An 18,302-nucleotide genomic window follows, 5' to 3' on the forward strand; every position below is an offset into this window, starting at 1 on the left:
ACCTTACTCACCCCCTTTGAATCAAGGAGTTCCCGTGCGTCTTCGACGTTCCCTCTTCACCGTGGCCGGCGCCGCCGTGGCCGCGCTCGCGCTGTCCGCCTGCGCCGGCCCCTCGGCCGAGTCGTCGGAGGGCGGGGCCGACTCCGGCGCGGCCGAGGGCTTCCCCCTGACGGTCGAGCACGCGTTCGGCGACACGGTGATCGAGGACGCGCCGGAGCGCGTCGCCACCTGGGGCTGGGGCTCCACCGAGGCCGCGGTCGCGGTCGGCGTCTACCCGGTGGCCATCGCCGAGCAGGCGTGGACCGTCGGCGAGGGCAACTACCTCCCGTGGGTCGAGGCGGCCTACGAGGAGGCAGGCGAGGAGCTCCCCACGCTCATCAGCGACCCCGAGGGCGGCGCCACGGTGCCGTACGAGGAGTTCATCGAGGCCGAGCCCGACCTGATCCTCGCTCCGTACTCCGGGCTGACCGAGGAGCAGTACGACACGCTCTCCGAGATCGCGCCGGTCGTGGCGTACCCCGAGGCGCCGTGGACCACTCCCTGGGACCAGACCATCGAGATCACCGCCGAGGCGCTCGGTCGTGCCGACGAGGGCGCCGCGGTGCTCCAGGGGATCACCGAGGGACTCGCCGACCAGGCGGCGGCGCACCCCGAGTTCGCGGGGACGACCTTCGCGGGCGTGTGGGACGGCGACGGATTCGTCTACGTCTACACCGGCGCCGATTCGCGCATCGAGGTCCTCACCGAGCTCGGCCTGGAGGTCGCGCCGAGCGTGTCCGAGCTGGACACGAGCGACGGCGGCTTCTTCTACGAGCTCAGCTACGAGCAGCTCGACCAGCTCGAGGCCGATGTCATCGTGAGCTACCACGACTCGAAGGAGGAGGCGGAGGCCTTCCTCGCCAAGCCCGAGCTGCAGGCCATCCCGGCCGTCGCCGCGGGCCGGGTCGCGCAGGTGTACGACCCCGTGACCGTCTCGTCGGTCTCGCCGCCCACCGCGCTCAGCTTCGACTGGGAGGGCGGCATGCCGACCCTCGTCGAGGCCATCGCCGGCGCCGTCGAGCAGTGACGGCGCGCTGAACCGACGGCGTCCTCAGGCGGATGCCGCACGACGGCCCGGGCGCGCGCTGCGCCCGGGCCGTCGTCGGAGGTAGCCGCCGGCCTCGAGCCCCGCTTCGATCTCGAACCGGTTGCGGAGGGGATCGAGCCCCGACATCCAGTACAGGATCGGGAAGAGCACCCCGTACGTGCGCCACTGCGCCTTGTGGACGGCTTCGTGACCGAGGACCGCGTCGGAGTCGTTGCGGTCGGTCAGGTAGCAGCCGCCGACGCACGAACCTCCGCGCCCGAACGTCCACTTGGGCATCCCGCGGAAGACCACGAGCCCCTGCCGGACCTCGATCGGGCCACGGCTCCAGAGGAACCCCCACGCGAAGCCGACCGCGGTCGCCCACCAGTAGCCCGCATGGCTCAGGCGTGAATCCGTCAGCCGGACCCGCACCATCCGGCTCATGCGACGACCTCGGGCCTGCCGTCGGCCTCGAGGAGGCGCAGCCAGACCTCGCTCAGGGTCGGGAAGCCGGGGACCGCGTGCCAGAGCCGGTGCACCGGCACCTCGCCGACGATGGCGATCGTCGCCTGCTGCACCAGCTCGGCGACGCCCTGGCCCACGAACGTCGCGCCGATCACCACGTCCCGCTCGTCGTCGATGACGAGACGGGCACGGCCCTCGTATCCGTCGGCGAGGATGCCTGCGCCGCTCACGCTCGAGAACGGCACCTCCGCCGTGCGCACGGCGATGCCGGACTCCTCGGCCGCGGCGGCGGTGAGCCCGACCGCGGCGACCTCGGGGTCCGCGAACACGATGTTCGGCACGGCAGTGTGGTCGGCGGTCGCGGCATGCACGCCGTACCGCGCCTCGTCGACGGGGCGGCCGAGGGCCCTCGCCGCGATCACGTCGCCGGCCGCACGCGCCTGGTACTTGCCCTGGTGCGTGAAGAGCGCACGCCCGGTCACGTCGCCGACGGCGTAGAGCCAGGGCGCGCCGTCGTCGCGTGCGGCGGATGGCACGGCGAGCGTCTCGTCGACCTGGATGAACACACCGGGCTCGAGCCCGACCGCGTCCACCCCGATCCCGTCCGTTCGGGCGCGGCGGCCGGTGGCGACGAGCACCTCGTCGGCGATGACGGCGGATCCGTCGTCGAGCTCGACGCGCACCTCGCCGTCGGCCGTGCGCTCGACCCGCTGCGGCGTGACGCCGAGCCGGACCGTCGCGCCCAGCGCCCGAAGCCCCGCCATGACCGCCTCGCCGGCGAACTCCTCCATGCCACGCAGCATCGTGCTCCGCACGAGCACCGTCACCTCGGCGCCGAGCGATGCGTACACGGTGGCCATCTCGGCCGCGACGACGCCGCCGCCGATGACCGCGAGCCGGCCGGGCACCGATTGCGCGCTCGTGGCGTCGCGGCTGACCCAGGGTCGCGCCTCGGCCAGCCCGGTGACATCCGGGACGATGGGATCGGAACCCGTGCACACCGCGACGGCGTGACGGGCCTCGAGCACGACGTCCTCGCCACCACCCGATGACGCGACGACGACGCGACGCTCGCCGTCGATCCGCCCGTGCCCGCGGACGAGCTCGATCCCCGCACTCTCGAGCCAGCGTTGCCCGCCCTGGTCGTTCCAATCCGAGACGAACCAGTTGCGCCGGGCGAGGGTCGCGGCCACGTCGAGCTCGCCGTCCACCGCTTCGGCCGCACCGGGCACCCGGCGCGCCGCCCGCAGCGCCGCGCCGCTGCGCCGCAGCGTCTTCGACGGTACGCATGCCCAGTACGAGCACTCGCCGCCGACGAGCTCGTGCTCGACGATCGCGACCTCGAGGCCCGCGGCCCTCGCGCGGTCGGCGACGTTCTCGCCCACCGGACCCGCTCCGAGCACCACTACGTCGAACTGGCGGACCATCTCGGCTCCCTTCCGGCGCCGGATGTCGCCCGGCCACCCGACCAGCCTAGGGAGCGGCGTGCGCGCGGACCACGATGGCGGTTCGGCGCGCCGATTCAGGAGGCGCCGGAAGTGAGCGCTCCGACCAGCCGCAGGATCGTCGGCAGGTCGTCGATCGCCGCGTCGGGCGATGACGGCGCGAACCCCGCGATCGATGCGCCCGCAAGGGGGACCGTCGCCACCACCTCGCGCACGAGCGCCACGAGCGCGTCGGGCTGGGTCCCGAAGGGCAGCGGGTACGAGAGTCCGGCGATCGCGGACGGGTCGAGCACGTCCAGGTCGATGTGGACGTACACGTGCGTGGCTCCGGTGGCCGTGATCGCCGCGAGGGCCGCGCCGTGGTCGACCAACGCGTCGACGCCGAGCACCGCCATCCGCTCGGCGTCGATGAACGCCTGCTCGCCGGGATCGACCGCGCGTACGCCGCCGAGCACGATGCGCGAGGCCGGAACGCGCTCGTCGCCCTCGAGCACGAGTCCCTCAGCGCCCTCGCCGGTGATCGCGCGGAGCACCATGCCGTTGAACGCGCCGGATGGGCTCGTCTCGGGCGTGTTCAGGTCGGGGTGCGCGTCCAGCCACAGCACCGCCAGGCTTCCGGGATGCGACGCCGCAGCGGCGGCGACCGGGGCGAGCGCGATCCCGCAGTCGCCGCCTACCGCGATGGGCGTGCCGTGCACCCCGGCGAGGGCCTCGGCCGTGCGCTCGCGCACGCGGCGCACCGCGCTGTACCGGTGCACGCCGGTGCCGAGGGCGTCTCCCGCCTCGACGGGCACGTCGACCAGGACGGTCGCGGACGAGGGGAGGTCGCCGTGGATCGCGAAGGCCCCGTCGGCGTGGCTCATGGCGCGCGCGGACACGGAGCCCTGCCACTCGGGGACGACGAGGAAGGTGGCCGGCATGCCTCCCAGTATGTTCCGAGGCGTGGTTCCGGCACTACTGCTCGGGGAAGCGCACGAGACCCGCCTGCACGGCGAGACCCACGCTCGCGACCGCCATGAACCCGAGCCCGAGCAGTCCGATCACGGTCGTCGAGGCGATCACGGCGACCCCGCTCAGCAGCAGCAGCGCGAGCGTGGTCCACCACACCCATCGCCGCCGCGTCAGCGCGGTCGCGAGGGCGAATGCGACGAGCAGGCCGAGGCGGCCCCAGACGTCGAGGGGTGTGAGGATCGGGCCGGTCGCGGTCGACAGCAGCGCGCCGATCACGAGGATGAGCGCCCACGTGCCGAACAGCCACCAGCTGAACCGGGGGAGCGGCCTCGGAGGCCGCGAGAAGCCCTCAGCCGGGACCGGCTCCGCGACCGACCGGTCGGACGTCGCGGCGCGGTCGGCCGCGGCGGCGAGGAGCACCTCGTGTGCTCGGGCCACCTGGACGAACCGGGCCGCGGCCGCCGCGGCCTCATCGACGGGCCGGCCGGCGTAGCGGTCGGGATGCAGCTCGCGCGCCAGTCGCCGATACGCGCGTTCGACCTCGGGCAGCTCGGCGTCGCGCGGCACGCCGAGCACCGAGGCCGCCTCGTCGGGCGTGAGGTCGGAGGCGCGAGCCACGACCGCTCCTTCCCCGGCACCGGGACGTGCGACGGTGCGGATGCCGCGGCGTCGGCCCGCGACATCCGCACCGAGGATCAGGAGCCGGAGATCTGGCCCTGCGAGGCCGACGGCGAGCCGCCGGCCTTGATCGCGGCGAGTCGTGCCTCGACCTCGGTGAGCTCTCCGAGGTCGTCGAGCTCGTTGAACTGGGCGTCGAGGCTCGACGCGGCGATCTCGGCCTGGCCGCGGGCCTTCGCCTCCTCGCGCCGGATCTTGTCCTCGAACCGCCCGATCTCGCTCGTCGGGTCGAGGATGTCGATCGACTTGACCGCCTCGTGCACCTGCTGCTGCGCCTGCGCGGTCTTCGCCCGGGCGATGAGCTCGCTGCGCTTGTTCTGCAACTCGACGAGCTTCTGCTTCATGCCGTTCAGGCCGCTCTTGAGCTTGTCGACGACCTCGGTCTGGGCGGCGATCTGCGGCTCGGCGGCCCGCGCCTCGTTCTCGGACGAGATCTGGCGGCTGAGGGCCACCTTGGCGAGGTTGTCGAACTTGTCCGCATCCGTGGTGTCGCCCCCGGTGCGGAGCTCGTCGGCCTTGCGACTCGCGGCGAGCGCCTTGTCACCCCACTCGCGCGACGCGTCCACGTCCTCGCGGTGGTCGTCCTCGAGCAGGCGCAGGTTGCCGATGGTCTCGGCGATGGCGGCCTCTGCGTCGGCGATCGAATTCGTGTAGTCGCGGACCATCTGGTCGAGCATGACCTGCGGGTCCTCGGCCTGGTCGATGAGTGCGTTGATGTTCGCTCGCATGAGCTGCGAGATGCGTCCGAAGATGGACTGCTTGACCATCCTGGTCTCCTTCCGTGTGGTGGTCAGTGCCGTCGGTGTGGAACGGGTCGAATCAGAAGCGGCCTCCGCTCCCGCGGCGGGACCGCGTGCCCGAGCCTCCGAAGCTCCCGGGCGATCGCCGCCCGCCGCCGCCGAAGCCCCCGCCGAACCCGCCGCCGCCGCCGCCGAACATGCCGCCTCCGCCGCCGCTCCCGCCGCCGAGGACGGAGTTGATGAGGATGCCGCCGAGCACGGCACCGAACAGGTCGCCCCCGCCGCCCCCGCCGGAGCGGGCGGGCCCGTACCCGCCGTAGCTCCCGCTGAACCCGCCGACGTCCTGCTGGGCGAGCGACATGGCCTGGCCTGCGAGCTGTTCGGCTCGCTGCGCCGACGCGAGCGCCCGCGCGGGATCGGTGCCCGCGAGCGACTGGGCCTCGACGAGCAGGCGACCCGCTTCGGCCAGGCGGGTCCTCGCCTCGCTGCCGATCGCGCCGCGACGCGCGACGAGGTAGTCCTCGGCGGCCTGCACCTGCGAGCGCGCCGTCAGGAGCGTCCGATCGAGTTGGGCTCGTGCGCGTTCCGCCGCGACCTGCGCGTTCCGCGCACCCTGGACGGCCTGGTCGATCTCGGCGTTGACGCGGTCGAGCCGGGCCTTGAGCTCGAGCGGCGAACGATCGGGCCGGGACAGTTCGGCGCGGATGGCCGACGCCTCGGCCTCGACGCGGTCGGCGAGCGGTGCGAGGCCGGTGTCGGGCATCGAACGTGCCGTCCTCACGTCGGCGTCGAGGTCGTCCACCCCCGATGCCACGGCGCGGTCGGCGGCCTCGAGGTCGGCCGCGAGGCGCTCGACCGCGGCACCGAGCAGCCTGGCCTGGTCGGCCGCCTCCTCTGCGGCGCGGATGTCGACTGCGGCGTCGCTCACCTCTCCGCTCGCGATCGCGGCTCGCGCCTGCTCGATGGAGTCGCGCGCGAACGCGATCCGCGCCCGGGCCTGCTCGGCGTTGTCGGCGACCGAGGCGAGCGCGGTCGCGGCGTAGCGCGCGCCGAGGGCGTGGAGGCGTTCGGCGGCCGGCGCGATCGACCCCTCGGCGGCCCGCGCGGCACCCTCGACCCGGGCGAGCGCCTCGGGCGCGTTCTGCTCGAGCGAGCGGAGCTCGTCGAACCGCTCGACCTGCTCGTCGAGCAGGTCGTCGGCCTCACCGGTCAGCGCGACGATGCGCTCGTACCACTCGCGCTGCTGCGCCTCGGTGTCGGGCTCGTGGTCGTCGAGCTTCTGCTGCAGCGTGAACGCCTCGCGCACCTTCGATTTCGCGGTCTCGAGGGCGCTGCGGAACCCGGCGGTCGCCTCGTCGCCGTAGGCCGCGACGGCGAAGCCGAGCTCCTCGTCGCTCGTCTTGAGGGCGTCGTCGGCCTGCACGAGCGCTCCACCGGCACGGCGACGGAGTTCCTCGACCGGAACCGGCGGCTCAGCGGGCGGGATGCCGGGCACGGCGGGTCCGCCGCCGGGCGCCGCGCGGCGACGGCGAGCGAGGACGACCGCCACGACGACGACGATGCCGACGCCGATGAGCAGGAGCCAGATCCATCCGAGACCGAACCCGCCCCCGCCGCCGGCCGACCCGCCCCCGATGGCGTCGGCGGCGGCGATCGCGGCGCCCGCCCAGTCCTCGTCGCGCAGTTCGGGTTCGACCACCTCCACCGCGATGCGGTCGATGTCGGATGCCGACAGCGAGGCGTCATCGGCGGCGGAGAGGTAGTACGCCCGACCCTCGATCGCGACGGCGAGCAGGTAGTCCTCGCTGCCCATGTTGTTCGCGTTCGCGGTGTCGGTCGCCCATGACGCGGCATCCGCGGGGTTGGTGAACTCGTCGACGTAGGCGACGAACAGCTGCCGGCCCGTGTCGTCGGCTGCGGCGTCGATCGCGGCCTCGACATCGGCGGCCTCGCCCCCGGTCAGCGCCCCCGCGGCGTCGACGATCGGGCTCGACCCGAACGAGACCGGGTCTTCGGCGTGGGCGACCTGGGGTAGCGCGGCGAGGGCGAGCCCCAACGCTGCGGCCACCGCGATCGAACTCCTGCGCACCGACCGCATGCCCACCCGTTGCCTTCCCCTCGACCGGATGTCTGGAGTCTATGGGGGGCGCGGAGAGCCCGTCCACGGATTCCCGGCGGACGTTCAGTCAACCTCCAGAGGAGCCGACGGGGAGGGCGCGAGCGGAGGTCTCGACCACACACGATGCCCGGAGACGGAACGAGCCGGGCCCTCAGCTGGCTGAGTGGACCCGGCTCTTCACAACGTGCCCCCGGAGGGATTCGAACCCCCGACCTACGGTACCGGAAACCGGCGCTCTATCCCCTGAGCTACGGAGGCGCACAGCCAGCAACACTACCACCTGCCGGCCACCGACCCCGACCTCGAGGGCCCTCCGGCTCAGGGGAGGTTGGCCAGGACCGAGGCGACCAGTTGCTGGGCATCGCCGGGCTCGACGAGCACCTCGGATTCGACGACGATCCAGCGCTCGCCGGTGAAGACCTGCGCCTGGCCGACCCCGCCCGAGAGCAGGAAGAACCCCTCGACGTCGGGCGGCGTGCCATAGGTCGGCACGGGGTTGCTCGACATCGCCGCCTGGCCGACGCGCAGGTCGAACGCCCCCGGCGGCAGCGTCGCGACGCCGATCTCGATGAGTTCGCCGCTGGTCTGGTTGCTCCATCCGCAGGCGGTGCCCTCGGCGTCGACGACCTCGCTGACTGCGCCGTCCGAGGGTTCGTAGCCGGGCGCCGTGCCGAAGTTGGGGTTGAACGCGTACAGCTGGTCGGCCGTGAGCATCGCGTCGCAGGCGATCTCGAACGGGATCGGCTCCTCGGTCGGCTCGGGCGTCGGCACGGCGGTCGCCGGGCCGGAGGGAGCGGGGCTGCCCGACGCCGTGGGTGCGTCGGTCGCGCCCGGGTCGGACCCCGTCGTGCAGCCGCTCAGCACGGCGGCGGTCGCGAGCGCGGCGAGGGCGAGCCCGGCGAGTCGTGAGGAGGGGGTGTTCGGGCGCGACATGCGGGAAACCCTACCAACGCCGAACGCTAGGATCTTCGAGTGACTCCCGCCGATCTCTCGCGTGCCCTGTACGACCTCGTCATGGGGCTGGTCGCGCGCCGACGCGAGGCCGGCGACGTCGTGGCGCTCGAACTCGCGCCCGAGGCCGTCACCCTCGAACGGCCCAAACTGCGCGAGCACGGCGACTGGGCATCGAGCATCGCCCTGCGTATCGCCAAGCCGCTCGGCACGAACCCGCGCGCGCTCGCCGCCGAGCTGGCCGAGGGCCTCGCCGGGGTCGAGGGCGTCGCGAGCGCCGAGGTCGCCGGTCCCGGGTTCATCAACATCCGGCTGGATGCCGCGGCGGCCGGCGCCCTCGCGCAGACGATCGTCGAGCAGGGCGACACCTTCGGCCACGTCGACGCGCTCACCGGCAGGGTCATCAACCTCGAGTTCGTCTCGGCGAACCCGACCGGTCCGCTCCACATCGGCCACACCCGGTGGGCGGCCCTCGGCGACTCGATCGGGCGCGTGCTCCGCGCCGCCGGGGCGAAGGTCGCGAACGAGTACTACATCAACGACGCAGGCTCGCAGATGGACAACTTCGGCGCCTCGGTGCTCGCGGCCGCCAAGGGTGAGCCCACGCCCGAGAACGGCTATCCCGGGCAGTACATCGCCGACCTCGCCGCCAAGGTGCTCGAGCGCGAGCCGCACCTGCTCGAGCTCGACGACGAGGTGGCACTGCACACGGCGCGCGAGATCGCGTACGAGCTGCAGCTCGGCGAGATCCGCGAGTCGCTGGCCCGGTTCGAGGTGCACTTCGACGTCTGGACCAGCGAGCGCGCGCTCCACGCGAGCGACGACGACGGGGTCTCGGCGATCGACGCCGCGGTCGAGCGGCTCCGCGCCCAGGGCCACGTCTTCGACGACGAGGGCGCGGTGTGGGTGCGCACGACCGACTTCGGCGACGACAAGGACCGCGTCATCCGGCGCGCCAACGGCGTCTACACCTACTTCGCCGCCGACGCCGCCTACTACCTCGACAAGGGCGACCGCGGTTTCGAGCACAAGATCTACCTCCTGGGCGCCGACCACCACGGGTACGTCCACCGCCTCAAGGCGCTCGCGGGCGCCGCGGGCGACGACCCCGAGAAGGACGTCGAGGTCCTGATCGGGCAGCTGGTGTCGGTCAACGGCGCCCGGCTGTCGAAGCGCGCGGGCAACATCATCGAGCTCGACGACCTGCAGGCGTGGCTCGGCACCGACGCCCTCCGGTACACGCTGGCGCGCTATCCGGCCGATTCGCCGCTCGCGATCGATCCCGAGCAGCTGCGCCGGCGCACCAACGACAACCCGGTGTTCTACGTGCAGTACGCGCACGCGCGCACCGCGGCGGTCGCCCGCAACGCGCACGCCAGCGGCGTCGACCGCTCGGCGTTCGCGCCCGAGCTGCTCGACCACGAGACCGAGTCGGCGCTGCTCGGCGCCCTCCAGGAGTTCCCCCGGATCGTCGCGCAGTCGGCCGAGCTGCGCGAGCCGCACCGGGTCGCGCGCTACGTCGAGGAGCTCGCGGGCCTCTACCACCGGTGGTACGACAACTGCCGCGTGCTCCCGCTCGGCGACGAGTCGGTGGGCGACCTCCACCGAACGCGCCTGTGGCTGAACGACGCCACCGGCCAGGTGATCCGCAACGGCCTGCACCTGCTCGGCGTGTCGGCGCCCGACCGCATGTAGCCTTCCGAGGCATGGCCGCCTCCGACGCCGACACCGTCCGCCTGCAGCCGCTCGACGAAGCGGGCGGACCTCGCCGACGCACGTCCGCGGGCACTCGCGCGCTCATCGTCGTCGTCGTGCTCCTGGTCGTGGTCGTCGGCCTCCTCGTCGTCGTCGAGACCGTGGGCCGCGGAATCGCCGAGCGCAACATCGCGGAGTCGATCGAGCAGGACCTGCCCGAGGGCGTCGAGGGCGACGTCGACGTGCAGATCCACGGGATCTCGGCGCTGTGGCAGGTGCTGCGGGGCAGCATGGACGAGATCGTCGCCACGGCACCCGAGCTCGACGTCTCCGGCGTCACGGTCGACGCCACGGTCACCGCGTACGGCGTCCCGCTCGCCGAGGGCGGCTCGGTCGAGCGGGCCGAGGCCGTGGCCAGCATCGACGAGGCGGCCGTCGACGCGATCGCCGAGTCGCAGGGCGTGCCCGGTGGGCTCGAGCTCGGCGACGGCACCGTGGCGTACAGCGACGAGATCGCCGTCCTGGGGATCCCGATCGGGTTCACGATCACGGCCGAGCCCGAGGCGGCGGGCGACCGCGTGCTCCTCACGCCCGTCGGGGCCGACGTCCAGGCGGGCGGCGGCAGCATCGACGTCTCCGGGCTCGTCGACCGGCTGCTCGGGGGCGACCCGCTGCCCATCTGCGTCGCCGACCGCCTTCCCGAGGGCGTCGAGGTGACCGGCATCGAGGTCTCGTCCGACGGGGTGACGGTCCGCGCGGAGGCCAGCGACCTCCCCCTGGTCGAGGAGACGCTCGCGACGACGGGCAGCTGCGGCTGAGTCATCGGGCGTCGCCCCGATTCGGTCGCCGCGCCGCCGCTCGGTAGACTCGCCCGGGAACCGCCCCACAAGGGTGGTCCGCACCGAGGCTTCAGGAACCGATCCGGGTTCGCTCGCCGTCCCGAGTGATCCGTCGTTCCATCGTCCCGTGAGGTTCCCCGTGGCATCCAGCGCACCCGTCCCCGCGCGTCGGGGCGCGCCCCGCGACGCCAACGGGCTCGCGGCGCACGTCTGGCCCGAGGGTGCGCATCGCGACGCCCAGGGCCGGCTCGTCGTGGGCGGCGTCGACGCGACCACGCTCGCCGAGCGATTCGGCACGCCGCTGTACGTCGTCGACGAGCGGGTCGCCCGCCGTCGTGCGGCGCGCACCCGTGCCGCGTTCGAGTCGGCTGCGGCATCCATCGGCACCTCGGCGACCGTGTACTACGCCGGCAAGGCGTTCCTCTCGACCGCGATCGCGCGGTGGATGCGCGATGAGGGCCTGGCGATCGACGTGTGCACGGGTGGCGAGCTCGCGGTCGCGCTGGCCGCCGGCGTCGAGCCCGCGCGCATCGGCTTCCACGGCAACAACAAGTCGGTGCGCGAGATCGACCGCGCGGTCGAGGCGGGCGTCGGCACGATCATCCTCGACAGCGAGATCGAGGTCGGCCGGGTGGCGGATGCCGCGGCGCGGGCCGGTCGCGTGCAGCGCGTGCGCCTGCGCGTGAACTCGGGCGTGCACGCGTCGACGCACGAGTTCCTGGCGACCGCGCACGAGGACCAGAAGTTCGGCGTCGCGCTCGGCGACGCGGTACGGGTCGGCCGCGCCATCCGCTCGCACGACTCGCTCGAGTTCCTCGGACTGCACTGCCACATCGGCTCGCAGATCTTCGACGCCGCCGGGTTCGCCGAGTCGGCCGAGCGCCTGCTCGCCGCGCACGCCGAGCTCGCAGCCGTCGCGCCGGTGCCCGAGCTCAACCTCGGTGGCGGCTTCGGGATCGCGTACACCGAGGCCGACGACCCGCGCCCCATCGAGGTGATCGCCGAGGGCATCGCCGCCGCGGTCGCCGAGGCATGCGGCCGCCACGCCGTGCCCGTGCCGCGGCTCGCCTTCGAGCCGGGCCGCTCGATCATCGGACCGGCCGGCATCACGCTGTACACCGTCGGCACGGTCAAGCCGGTGCCGATCGAGGGCGGATGGCGCCACTACGTGTCGGTCGACGGCGGCATGAGCGACAACCTCCGCACGGCCCTGTACGGCGCGGACTACACCGTGCGGCTCGCCGCCCGCACCTCCGACGAGCGCCCCTCGCTCGTGCGCGTGGCCGGCAAGCACTGCGAGTCGGGCGACATCGTCGTCGACGAGGACTGGCTCCCGCACGACGTCGGACCGGGGGACCTCCTCGCGGTCGCCGCGACGGGCGCGTACTGCTGGTCGCTCGCCTCGAACTACAACCACGTCCCTCGCCCGCCCGTCGTCGCGGTCGCCGACGGGCGCGCCCGCGTGATCGTGCGCGGCGAGACCGAGGCCGACCTCCTCGCCCGCGACGCCGGGCTCGACGACCACGACGACGACGCAGACGGAGTCACCGCATGATCGAATACCGCTCCATCCGCGTGGCGCTGCTCGGCGCAGGCTCGGTCGGCTCGCAGGTCGCGCGCCTGCTGCGCGAGCACGCCGACGAGCTCGCCAACCGGATCGGTGCCCGCCTCGAGCTCGTCGGCATCGCGGTGCGCGACGTCGACGCGCCTCGCGACGTCGAGCTGCCCCGCGAGCTGCTGACGACCGACGCCGAGTCGCTCATCCATGGCGCCGACGTCGTGATCGAGCTCATGGGCGGACTCGAACCGGCGCGCACGCTCGTGCTCGAGGCGATCGCGTCGGGCGCCGACGTCGTCACCGGCAACAAGGCCCTGCTCGCCACGCACGGTCCCGAGCTGTTCGCCGCCGCGCAGCAGGTCGGCGCCCAGCTCTCATACGAGGCCGCGGTGGGCGGAGCCATCCCGATCATCCGGCCGCTGCGCGACAGCCTCGCGGGCGACCGGATCGACCGCATCCTCGGCATCGTCAACGGCACCACCAACTTCATCCTCGACCGGATGGACACGACGGGAGCCTCCCTCGAGGACGCGCTCGCGACGGCGACCGAGCTGGGCTACGCGGAGGCCGACCCGACGGCCGACATCGGCGGCTACGACGCCGCCCAGAAGGCCGCGATCCTCGCGAGCCTCGCCTTCCACACGAGCGTTCCCGTCGAGACGGTGCATCGCGAGGGCATCACAGGCGTGACCGCGGCGCAGGTCGAGTCCGCCCGGCGAGGGGGCTACGTCGTCAAGCTGCTGGCGATCTGCGAGCGGCTCGTCGATCCCGAGACGGGGGAGGAGGGCGTGTCCGCGCGCGTCTACCCCGCGATGGTGCACCGCACCCATCCGCTCGCGGCCGTGCACGGCGCGAACAACGCGGTGTTCGTCGAGGCCGCGGCCGCCGGACCGCTCATGTTCTACGGTGCCGGAGCGGGCGGGGTGCAGACCGCCTCGGCCGTGCTGGGCGACCTGGTCGCGATCGCGCGGCGCCACGTGCTCGGCGGGCCGGGCACGGCCGAGTCGACGCACGCCGAGCTGCCGGTGCTCGAGATCGGACGCATCAGCACGCGGTACGCCATCACGATCGAGGCCGCCGACGAGCCCGGCGTGCTCGCGACGATCGCGCACGTCTTCGCCGACCACGGGGTCAGCGTCGGCGAGCTCGAGCAGACCATCAACGACGGTACGGGGCGGGCTACGCTGGTCATCGGCACCCACGAGGCGCGTGAGTCCGCGCTCGCCGAGACGGTGCGCGCGCTCGCCGACAGCCCCGTCGTGACCTCCGTCGCATCCGTGATCCGAGTCGAAGGAGCAGAGTGAACCAGCAGGCAACGAAGGCGCCGTCCCGGCAGTGGCGCGGCGTCATCCGCGAGTACGCCGACCGCCTCGACGTGACGGATGCCACGCCCGTCGTCACCCTCGGCGAGGGCGGCACGCCGCTCCTGCCGGCGCCGGCGCTCTCGCGCCGGACGGGCGCCGACGTGTGGGTGAAGTTCGAGGGCATGAACCCCACCGGTTCCTTCAAGGACCGCGGCATGACCATGGCCGTGACGAAGGCCGTCGAGCGGGGCGCCGAGGTCGTCATCTGCGCGTCGACCGGCAACACGTCGGCCTCCGCCGCCGCCTACGCCACGCACGCCGGCATCAAGGCCGCGGTGCTCGTGCCCGAGGGCAAGATCGCGATGGGCAAGCTCAGCCAGGCGATCGCGCACGACGCGCACCTCATCCAGATCCAGGGCAACTTCGACGACTGCCTCGACATCGCGCGCGACCTCGCCGAGAACTACCCCGTGCACCTGGTCAACTCCGTGAACAACGACCGCATCGAGGGCCAGAAGACCGCGGCGTTCGAGGTCGTCGAGGTGCTTGGCGACGCACCCGACCTGCACTTCATCCCCGTCGGCAACGCCGGCAACTACACGGCCTACACGCGGGGCTACCGCGAGGACATCGCAGCGGGCAACGCGACGCGGCTCCCGCGCATGTTCGGCTTCCAGGCGGCCGGGTCGGCACCCATCGTGCTGGGCGAACCCGTGCGGAACCCCGAGACGATCGCGAGCGCCATCCGCATCGGCAACCCGGCGTCGTGGCAGCTCGCCCTCGAGGCGCGCGAGCTCACGGATGGCTACTTCGGGGCCATCGAGGACGAGAAGATCCTCGAGGCGCAGCGCATCCTCTCGGCCGAGGTCGGCGTGTTCGTCGAGCCCGCGTCGGCCATCAGCGTTGCCGGACTGCTCGAGCGATCGGCCGCGGGCGAGGTGCCCAGGGGCTCCCGCGTGGTGCTCACGGTCACGGGACACGGTCTCAAGGACCCGCAGTGGGCCCTGCGCCTGCCCGACGGTTCCGAGGTGCAGCCGACCGTCGTGCCCGCCGACGTCGCGCACGTGGCCGAGGTGCTGGGGCTCGGTTCATGACCGCCGCGTCGGCCGCGGCGACGGCGCCGCGCGCAGCCGATCTCGCCGGCCGCCGCGTGCGGGTCAAGGTGCCCGCGACCTCCGCGAACCTGGGTCCCGGCTTCGACACGCTCGGCCTCGCGCTCGCGCGGTACGACGAGCTCGAGGTCGAGGTCGTCGACGAGGGCCTCGAGATCGACGTCCAGGGCGTCGGGCGAGGCGAGGTCCCGCTCGACGAGTCCCACCTCGTCGTGCGCGCGATCGCGCACACGTTCGCACACTACGGCCTCGAGCGGCCCCCGCTCCGGCTCGTCGCGCACAACGCCATCCCGCACGGCCGCGGGCTCGGCTCGTCCGGCGCGGCGATCGTCGCGGGGATCATGGCGGCGAAGGGCCTGCTCGAGCCGGAGATCGAGATCTCACCCGACGAGCTCCTCGAGCTGGCGACCGAGCTCGAGGGGCACCCCGACAACGTCGCGCCGGCGCTCTTCGGCGGCCTGACGATCGCGTGGGTCACGCCCGAGGGCCCCCGGCACAAGAAGCTCATGGTGCACCGCGGCGTCTCGCCGCTCGTGCTCGTCCCCGAGCACGAGATGTCCACCGCGCTCGCGCGCAGCCTCCAGCCGACGTCGGTGCCGCACGAGGATGCGGTGTTCAACGTCTCGCGCTCGGCCCTGCTCGTCGCGGCGCTCATCCAGAGCCCCGAGCTGCTGCTCGCGGCCACCGAGGACAAGCTGCACCAGCACTACCGCGCGGAGGCCATGCCCGAGACGGACCGGCTCATCCGGGCGCTGCGCGCCGCCGGACACCCCGCCGTCGTGTCCGGTGCCGGCCCGTCGATCCTCGTGCTCGCGAGCGACCCCAGCGAGCGCGCCGACGCGATCCGGCTCGTCGAGGAGTCCGCGCAGACCGCCTGGCAGGCGCTGCCGCTCGCGGTCGACTTCCTCGGCGCGACCGTGCAGGCGGCCGGCGCCGACTGACCCGGCAGGACGCCGACGCGTCGCGTCATCCGCCCCATGTCATCGGGCGTCGCCCGGCGTGGCGCGTGGTCGGACGGCCCCCGGGTCGGTGCTAGACTGAACGCGCACCCCGGGCAGGCGCAGCGTCTGCGCCCAGCCATATCGTGCAATTCCCGGCATTTCATGCTTTCGCAAACGCGCAGGTCTGCGCCCCGTGCGCAACACCTTCCGCGTGCCGCGACCCAGCTCTCCTCGGCCAACCCAGTTGCCTGGCCAGGGGAAAGGAACGATCCCAGTGACCAACGGAACCGACTACGCCGAGGGCGTGGCGAACCGCTCCCGCCTGACCGCCATGCGTGTCGCCGAGCTCCAGGAGCTCGCCGCCTCGCTCGGCATCGCAGGCGCATCGAAGCGTCGAAAAGGAGAACTCGTGGACTTGATCTCCGCCCACACCGACGGCGCCGGCACCGCTCAGCTCGACGAGGTCGTCGACGCGGGCGCGCCCGCCGACACCGCCGGCGTCGAGGCCCCTGTGACCGAGCAGCCCGAGCCCATCGTCGCCGAGCAGCCCGTCGAGGCCGCAGCTGCCGAGCAGGCCGCTGAGCCCGCCGCGGCCGAGCAGCCCGCGGAGGCCGCCGAGGCCGAGCAGCCCGAGGCCCCGACGCAGGCCGAGCCGGCCCGCCGCGGCCGCCAGCCGCGCCGTGCCACGAGCGCGACCGCAGCGGCGCAGCACGCCAACGCCGGCGCCACCGGCGTCGACCTCGTGCCGTCGCAGGCCGAGGAGCCGTCGACCGACGCCGCACGCGAGGCGGCTCGTGCAGCCGTCCGCGAGGAGCTCGCGGCGGCGACCGGCGAGCCGCGCCGGGCGGAGGCCGCCGAGGGCGAAGCCGAGGGCGAGGCCCCGGCCGAGCAGCCCGCGCAGGAGCCGCGCCAGGGCCGGAGCCGCAACCGCGGCCGGCGGGGCGGCGACCGCGGCGACCGCGGCGAGGCCCAGAAGGGCGAGCAGGGCGGCGAGCGCCAGGGCGGCCAGGCCGCACAGGGTGGCGAGCGTCCGGGCCGTCGCACGGACGAGCAGGCCGAGAGCGACCGGCAGGGCCAGGGCGAGTCCGACAAGGGCCGCCAGGAGCAGGGCGGGCGCGGCCAGCAGGGCCGCGGCGAGCAGGGCCGCGGCGACCAGCAGCCGCAGGCCGAGGGTGAGGGCGGCGGTCGCCGCAACCGCTACCGCGACCGCAAGCGTCGCGGCCAGGGCGGCACCGACGAGGTCGAGCCCGAGATCCTCGACGACGACGTGCTCATCCCCATCGCGGGCATCCTCGACGTGCTCGACAACTACGCGTTCGTGCGCACCACCGGGTACCTCCCCGGCCCGAGCGACGTCTACGTGTCCCTCGGCCAGGTGAAGAAGTACCACCTCCGCAAGGGCGACGCGGTCGTCGGCGCGATCAAGCAGCCGCGCGACGGCGATGCCAACACGCGCCAGAAGTACAACGCGCTGGTCAAGGTCGACTCGGTCAACGGCCAGACCGCCGAGGAATCCGCCGCTCGCATCGAGTTCGGCAAGCTCACGCCGCTCTACCCGCAGGAGCGCCTGCGCATGGAGACCGAGCCCACCAAGCTCACCCAGCGCATCATCGACCTCATCGCGCCGATCGGCAAGGGCCAGCGCGGCCTCATCGTCTCGCCCCCGAAGGCCGGCAAGACGATCGTCCTGCAGCAGATCGCGAACGCCATCGCCATCAACAACCCCGAGGTCCACCTCATGGTCGTGCTCGTCGACGAGCGCCCCGAGGAGGTCACCGACATGGAGCGCACGGTGAAGGGCGAGGTCATCGCCTCGACCTTCGACCGGCCCGCCGAGGACCACACGACGGTCGCCGAGCTCGCCATCGAGCGCGCGAAGCGCCTCGTCGAGCTCGGCCACGACGTGGTCGTCCTGCTGGACTCGATCACGCGCCTCGGCCGTGCCTACAACCTCGCGGCGCCCGCATCGGGTCGCGTGCTCTCGGGCGGCGTCGACGCCTCGGCGCTCTACCCGCCGAAGCGCTTCTTCGGTGCCGCGCGCAACATCGAGAACGGCGGTTCGCTGACGATCCTCGCCACGGCGCTCGTCGAGACCGGATCCAAGATGGACGAGGTGATCTTCGAGGAGTTCAAGGGCACCGGCAACTCCGAGCTCCGCCTGTCGCGCCAGCTCGCCGACAAGCGGATCTTCCCCGCGGTCGACGTCAATGCGTCGTCGACGCGTCGCGAGGAGATGCTCCTCTCGGCCGACGAGGTCAAGATCACGTGGAAGCTGCGCCGCGCGCTCGCCGGCCTGGAGCCGCAGCAGGCCCTCGAGGCCGTGCTCGGACGCCTCCGCGAGACGCAGTCGAACACCGAGTTCCTCCTGCTCATGCAGAAGGCGTCGCCGGTGGGCGGCAACGGCAACGGCCACGACAACGATCACCACCGCTGATCCG

General features: G+C 73.2%; 15 protein-coding genes and 1 tRNA gene. 8 read left to right on the forward strand and 8 right to left on the reverse strand.

Annotation, left to right across the window (positions count from 1 at the left end):
• Positions 1-34: 34 nt before the first annotated feature.
• Positions 35-1,066: an iron-siderophore ABC transporter substrate-binding protein gene (locus ACFQ58_RS13040; protein ID WP_376951554.1), complete on the forward strand. Its 1,032-nt coding sequence runs from the start codon at positions 35-37 to the stop codon at positions 1,064-1,066.
• 24 nt (positions 1,067-1,090) lie between these two features.
• Here the strand turns inward: ACFQ58_RS13040 and ACFQ58_RS13045 are convergent, their stop codons facing one another.
• The 8 genes from ACFQ58_RS13045 to ACFQ58_RS13080 form a co-directional block, all read right to left on the reverse strand.
• On the reverse strand, positions 1,091-1,510 hold the full coding sequence (locus tag ACFQ58_RS13045) for a Fe-S oxidoreductase (protein ID WP_376951555.1): 420 nt from the start codon (positions 1,508-1,510) through the stop codon (positions 1,091-1,093).
• Complete coding sequence (locus ACFQ58_RS13050; protein WP_376951556.1) at positions 1,507-2,958, reverse strand: dihydrolipoyl dehydrogenase family protein; 1,452 nt, start codon at positions 2,956-2,958, stop codon at positions 1,507-1,509. The genes ACFQ58_RS13045 and ACFQ58_RS13050 overlap by 4 nt, the downstream gene beginning before the upstream one ends.
• 95 nt (positions 2,959-3,053) lie before the next feature.
• Positions 3,054-3,896, reverse strand: a complete 843-nt coding sequence (locus tag ACFQ58_RS13055) for an arginase family protein (RefSeq protein ID WP_376951557.1) — start codon at positions 3,894-3,896, stop codon at positions 3,054-3,056.
• A 34-nt stretch (positions 3,897-3,930) separates the two neighbouring features.
• Positions 3,931-4,545: a J domain-containing protein gene (locus ACFQ58_RS13060; protein WP_376951558.1), complete on the reverse strand. Its 615-nt coding sequence runs from the start codon at positions 4,543-4,545 to the stop codon at positions 3,931-3,933.
• Between the two features lie 77 nt (positions 4,546-4,622).
• The gene (locus tag ACFQ58_RS13065; RefSeq protein WP_376951559.1) at positions 4,623-5,372 is read right to left on the reverse strand and encodes a PspA/IM30 family protein; all 750 of its coding nucleotides are present in this window, start codon (positions 5,370-5,372) and stop codon (positions 4,623-4,625) included.
• Between the two features lie 52 nt (positions 5,373-5,424).
• Positions 5,425-7,413 carry a TPM domain-containing protein gene (locus ACFQ58_RS13070; RefSeq protein WP_376951560.1) on the reverse strand — a complete coding sequence of 663 codons (1,989 nt, stop codon included), beginning with the start codon at positions 7,411-7,413 and terminating at the stop codon, positions 5,425-5,427.
• A 236-nt stretch (positions 7,414-7,649) separates the two neighbouring features.
• A tRNA-Arg gene (locus ACFQ58_RS13075) sits at positions 7,650-7,722 on the reverse strand.
• A gap of 60 nt (positions 7,723-7,782) precedes the next feature.
• Positions 7,783-8,397, reverse strand: a complete 615-nt coding sequence (locus tag ACFQ58_RS13080; RefSeq protein WP_376951561.1) for an iron ABC transporter ATP-binding protein — start codon at positions 8,395-8,397, stop codon at positions 7,783-7,785.
• Positions 8,398-8,436: 39 nt separating this feature from the next.
• Here ACFQ58_RS13080 and ACFQ58_RS13085 point away from each other — a divergent pair, with 39 nt between their 5' ends.
• From ACFQ58_RS13085 to rho, 7 genes are all read left to right on the forward strand, one after another.
• Positions 8,437-10,110 (forward strand): arginine--tRNA ligase, encoded by a 1,674-nt coding sequence (locus tag ACFQ58_RS13085; protein ID WP_376951562.1) that lies wholly within the window; start codon positions 8,437-8,439, stop codon positions 10,108-10,110.
• Positions 10,111-10,121: 11 nt separating this feature from the next.
• On the forward strand, positions 10,122-10,928 hold the full coding sequence (locus ACFQ58_RS13090) for a DUF2993 domain-containing protein (protein WP_376951563.1): 807 nt from the start codon (positions 10,122-10,124) through the stop codon (positions 10,926-10,928).
• Between the two features lie 148 nt (positions 10,929-11,076).
• Positions 11,077-12,504 (forward strand): diaminopimelate decarboxylase, encoded by a 1,428-nt coding sequence (gene lysA / locus ACFQ58_RS13095; protein WP_376951564.1) that lies wholly within the window; start codon positions 11,077-11,079, stop codon positions 12,502-12,504.
• Positions 12,501-13,811: a homoserine dehydrogenase gene (locus tag ACFQ58_RS13100; protein ID WP_376951566.1), complete on the forward strand. Its 1,311-nt coding sequence runs from the start codon at positions 12,501-12,503 to the stop codon at positions 13,809-13,811. The genes lysA and ACFQ58_RS13100 overlap by 4 nt, the downstream gene beginning before the upstream one ends.
• Complete coding sequence (thrC, locus tag ACFQ58_RS13105; RefSeq protein ID WP_376951567.1) at positions 13,808-14,905, forward strand: threonine synthase; 1,098 nt, start codon at positions 13,808-13,810, stop codon at positions 14,903-14,905. The genes ACFQ58_RS13100 and thrC overlap by 4 nt, the downstream gene beginning before the upstream one ends.
• Entirely contained in the window at positions 14,902-15,864 is a 963-nt protein-coding gene (gene thrB, locus ACFQ58_RS13110; protein ID WP_376951568.1) for a homoserine kinase, read from the forward strand. The genes thrC and thrB overlap by 4 nt, the downstream gene beginning before the upstream one ends.
• A 274-nt stretch (positions 15,865-16,138) precedes the next feature.
• Positions 16,139-18,298 (forward strand): transcription termination factor Rho, encoded by a 2,160-nt coding sequence (rho, locus tag ACFQ58_RS13115; protein ID WP_376951569.1) that lies wholly within the window; start codon positions 16,139-16,141, stop codon positions 18,296-18,298.
• Positions 18,299-18,302 lie beyond the last annotated feature (4 nt).

This window comes from Agromyces sp. NPDC056523, assembly GCF_042794545.1.
In the GTDB taxonomy this organism is placed as follows: domain Bacteria; phylum Actinomycetota; class Actinomycetes; order Actinomycetales; family Microbacteriaceae; genus Agromyces.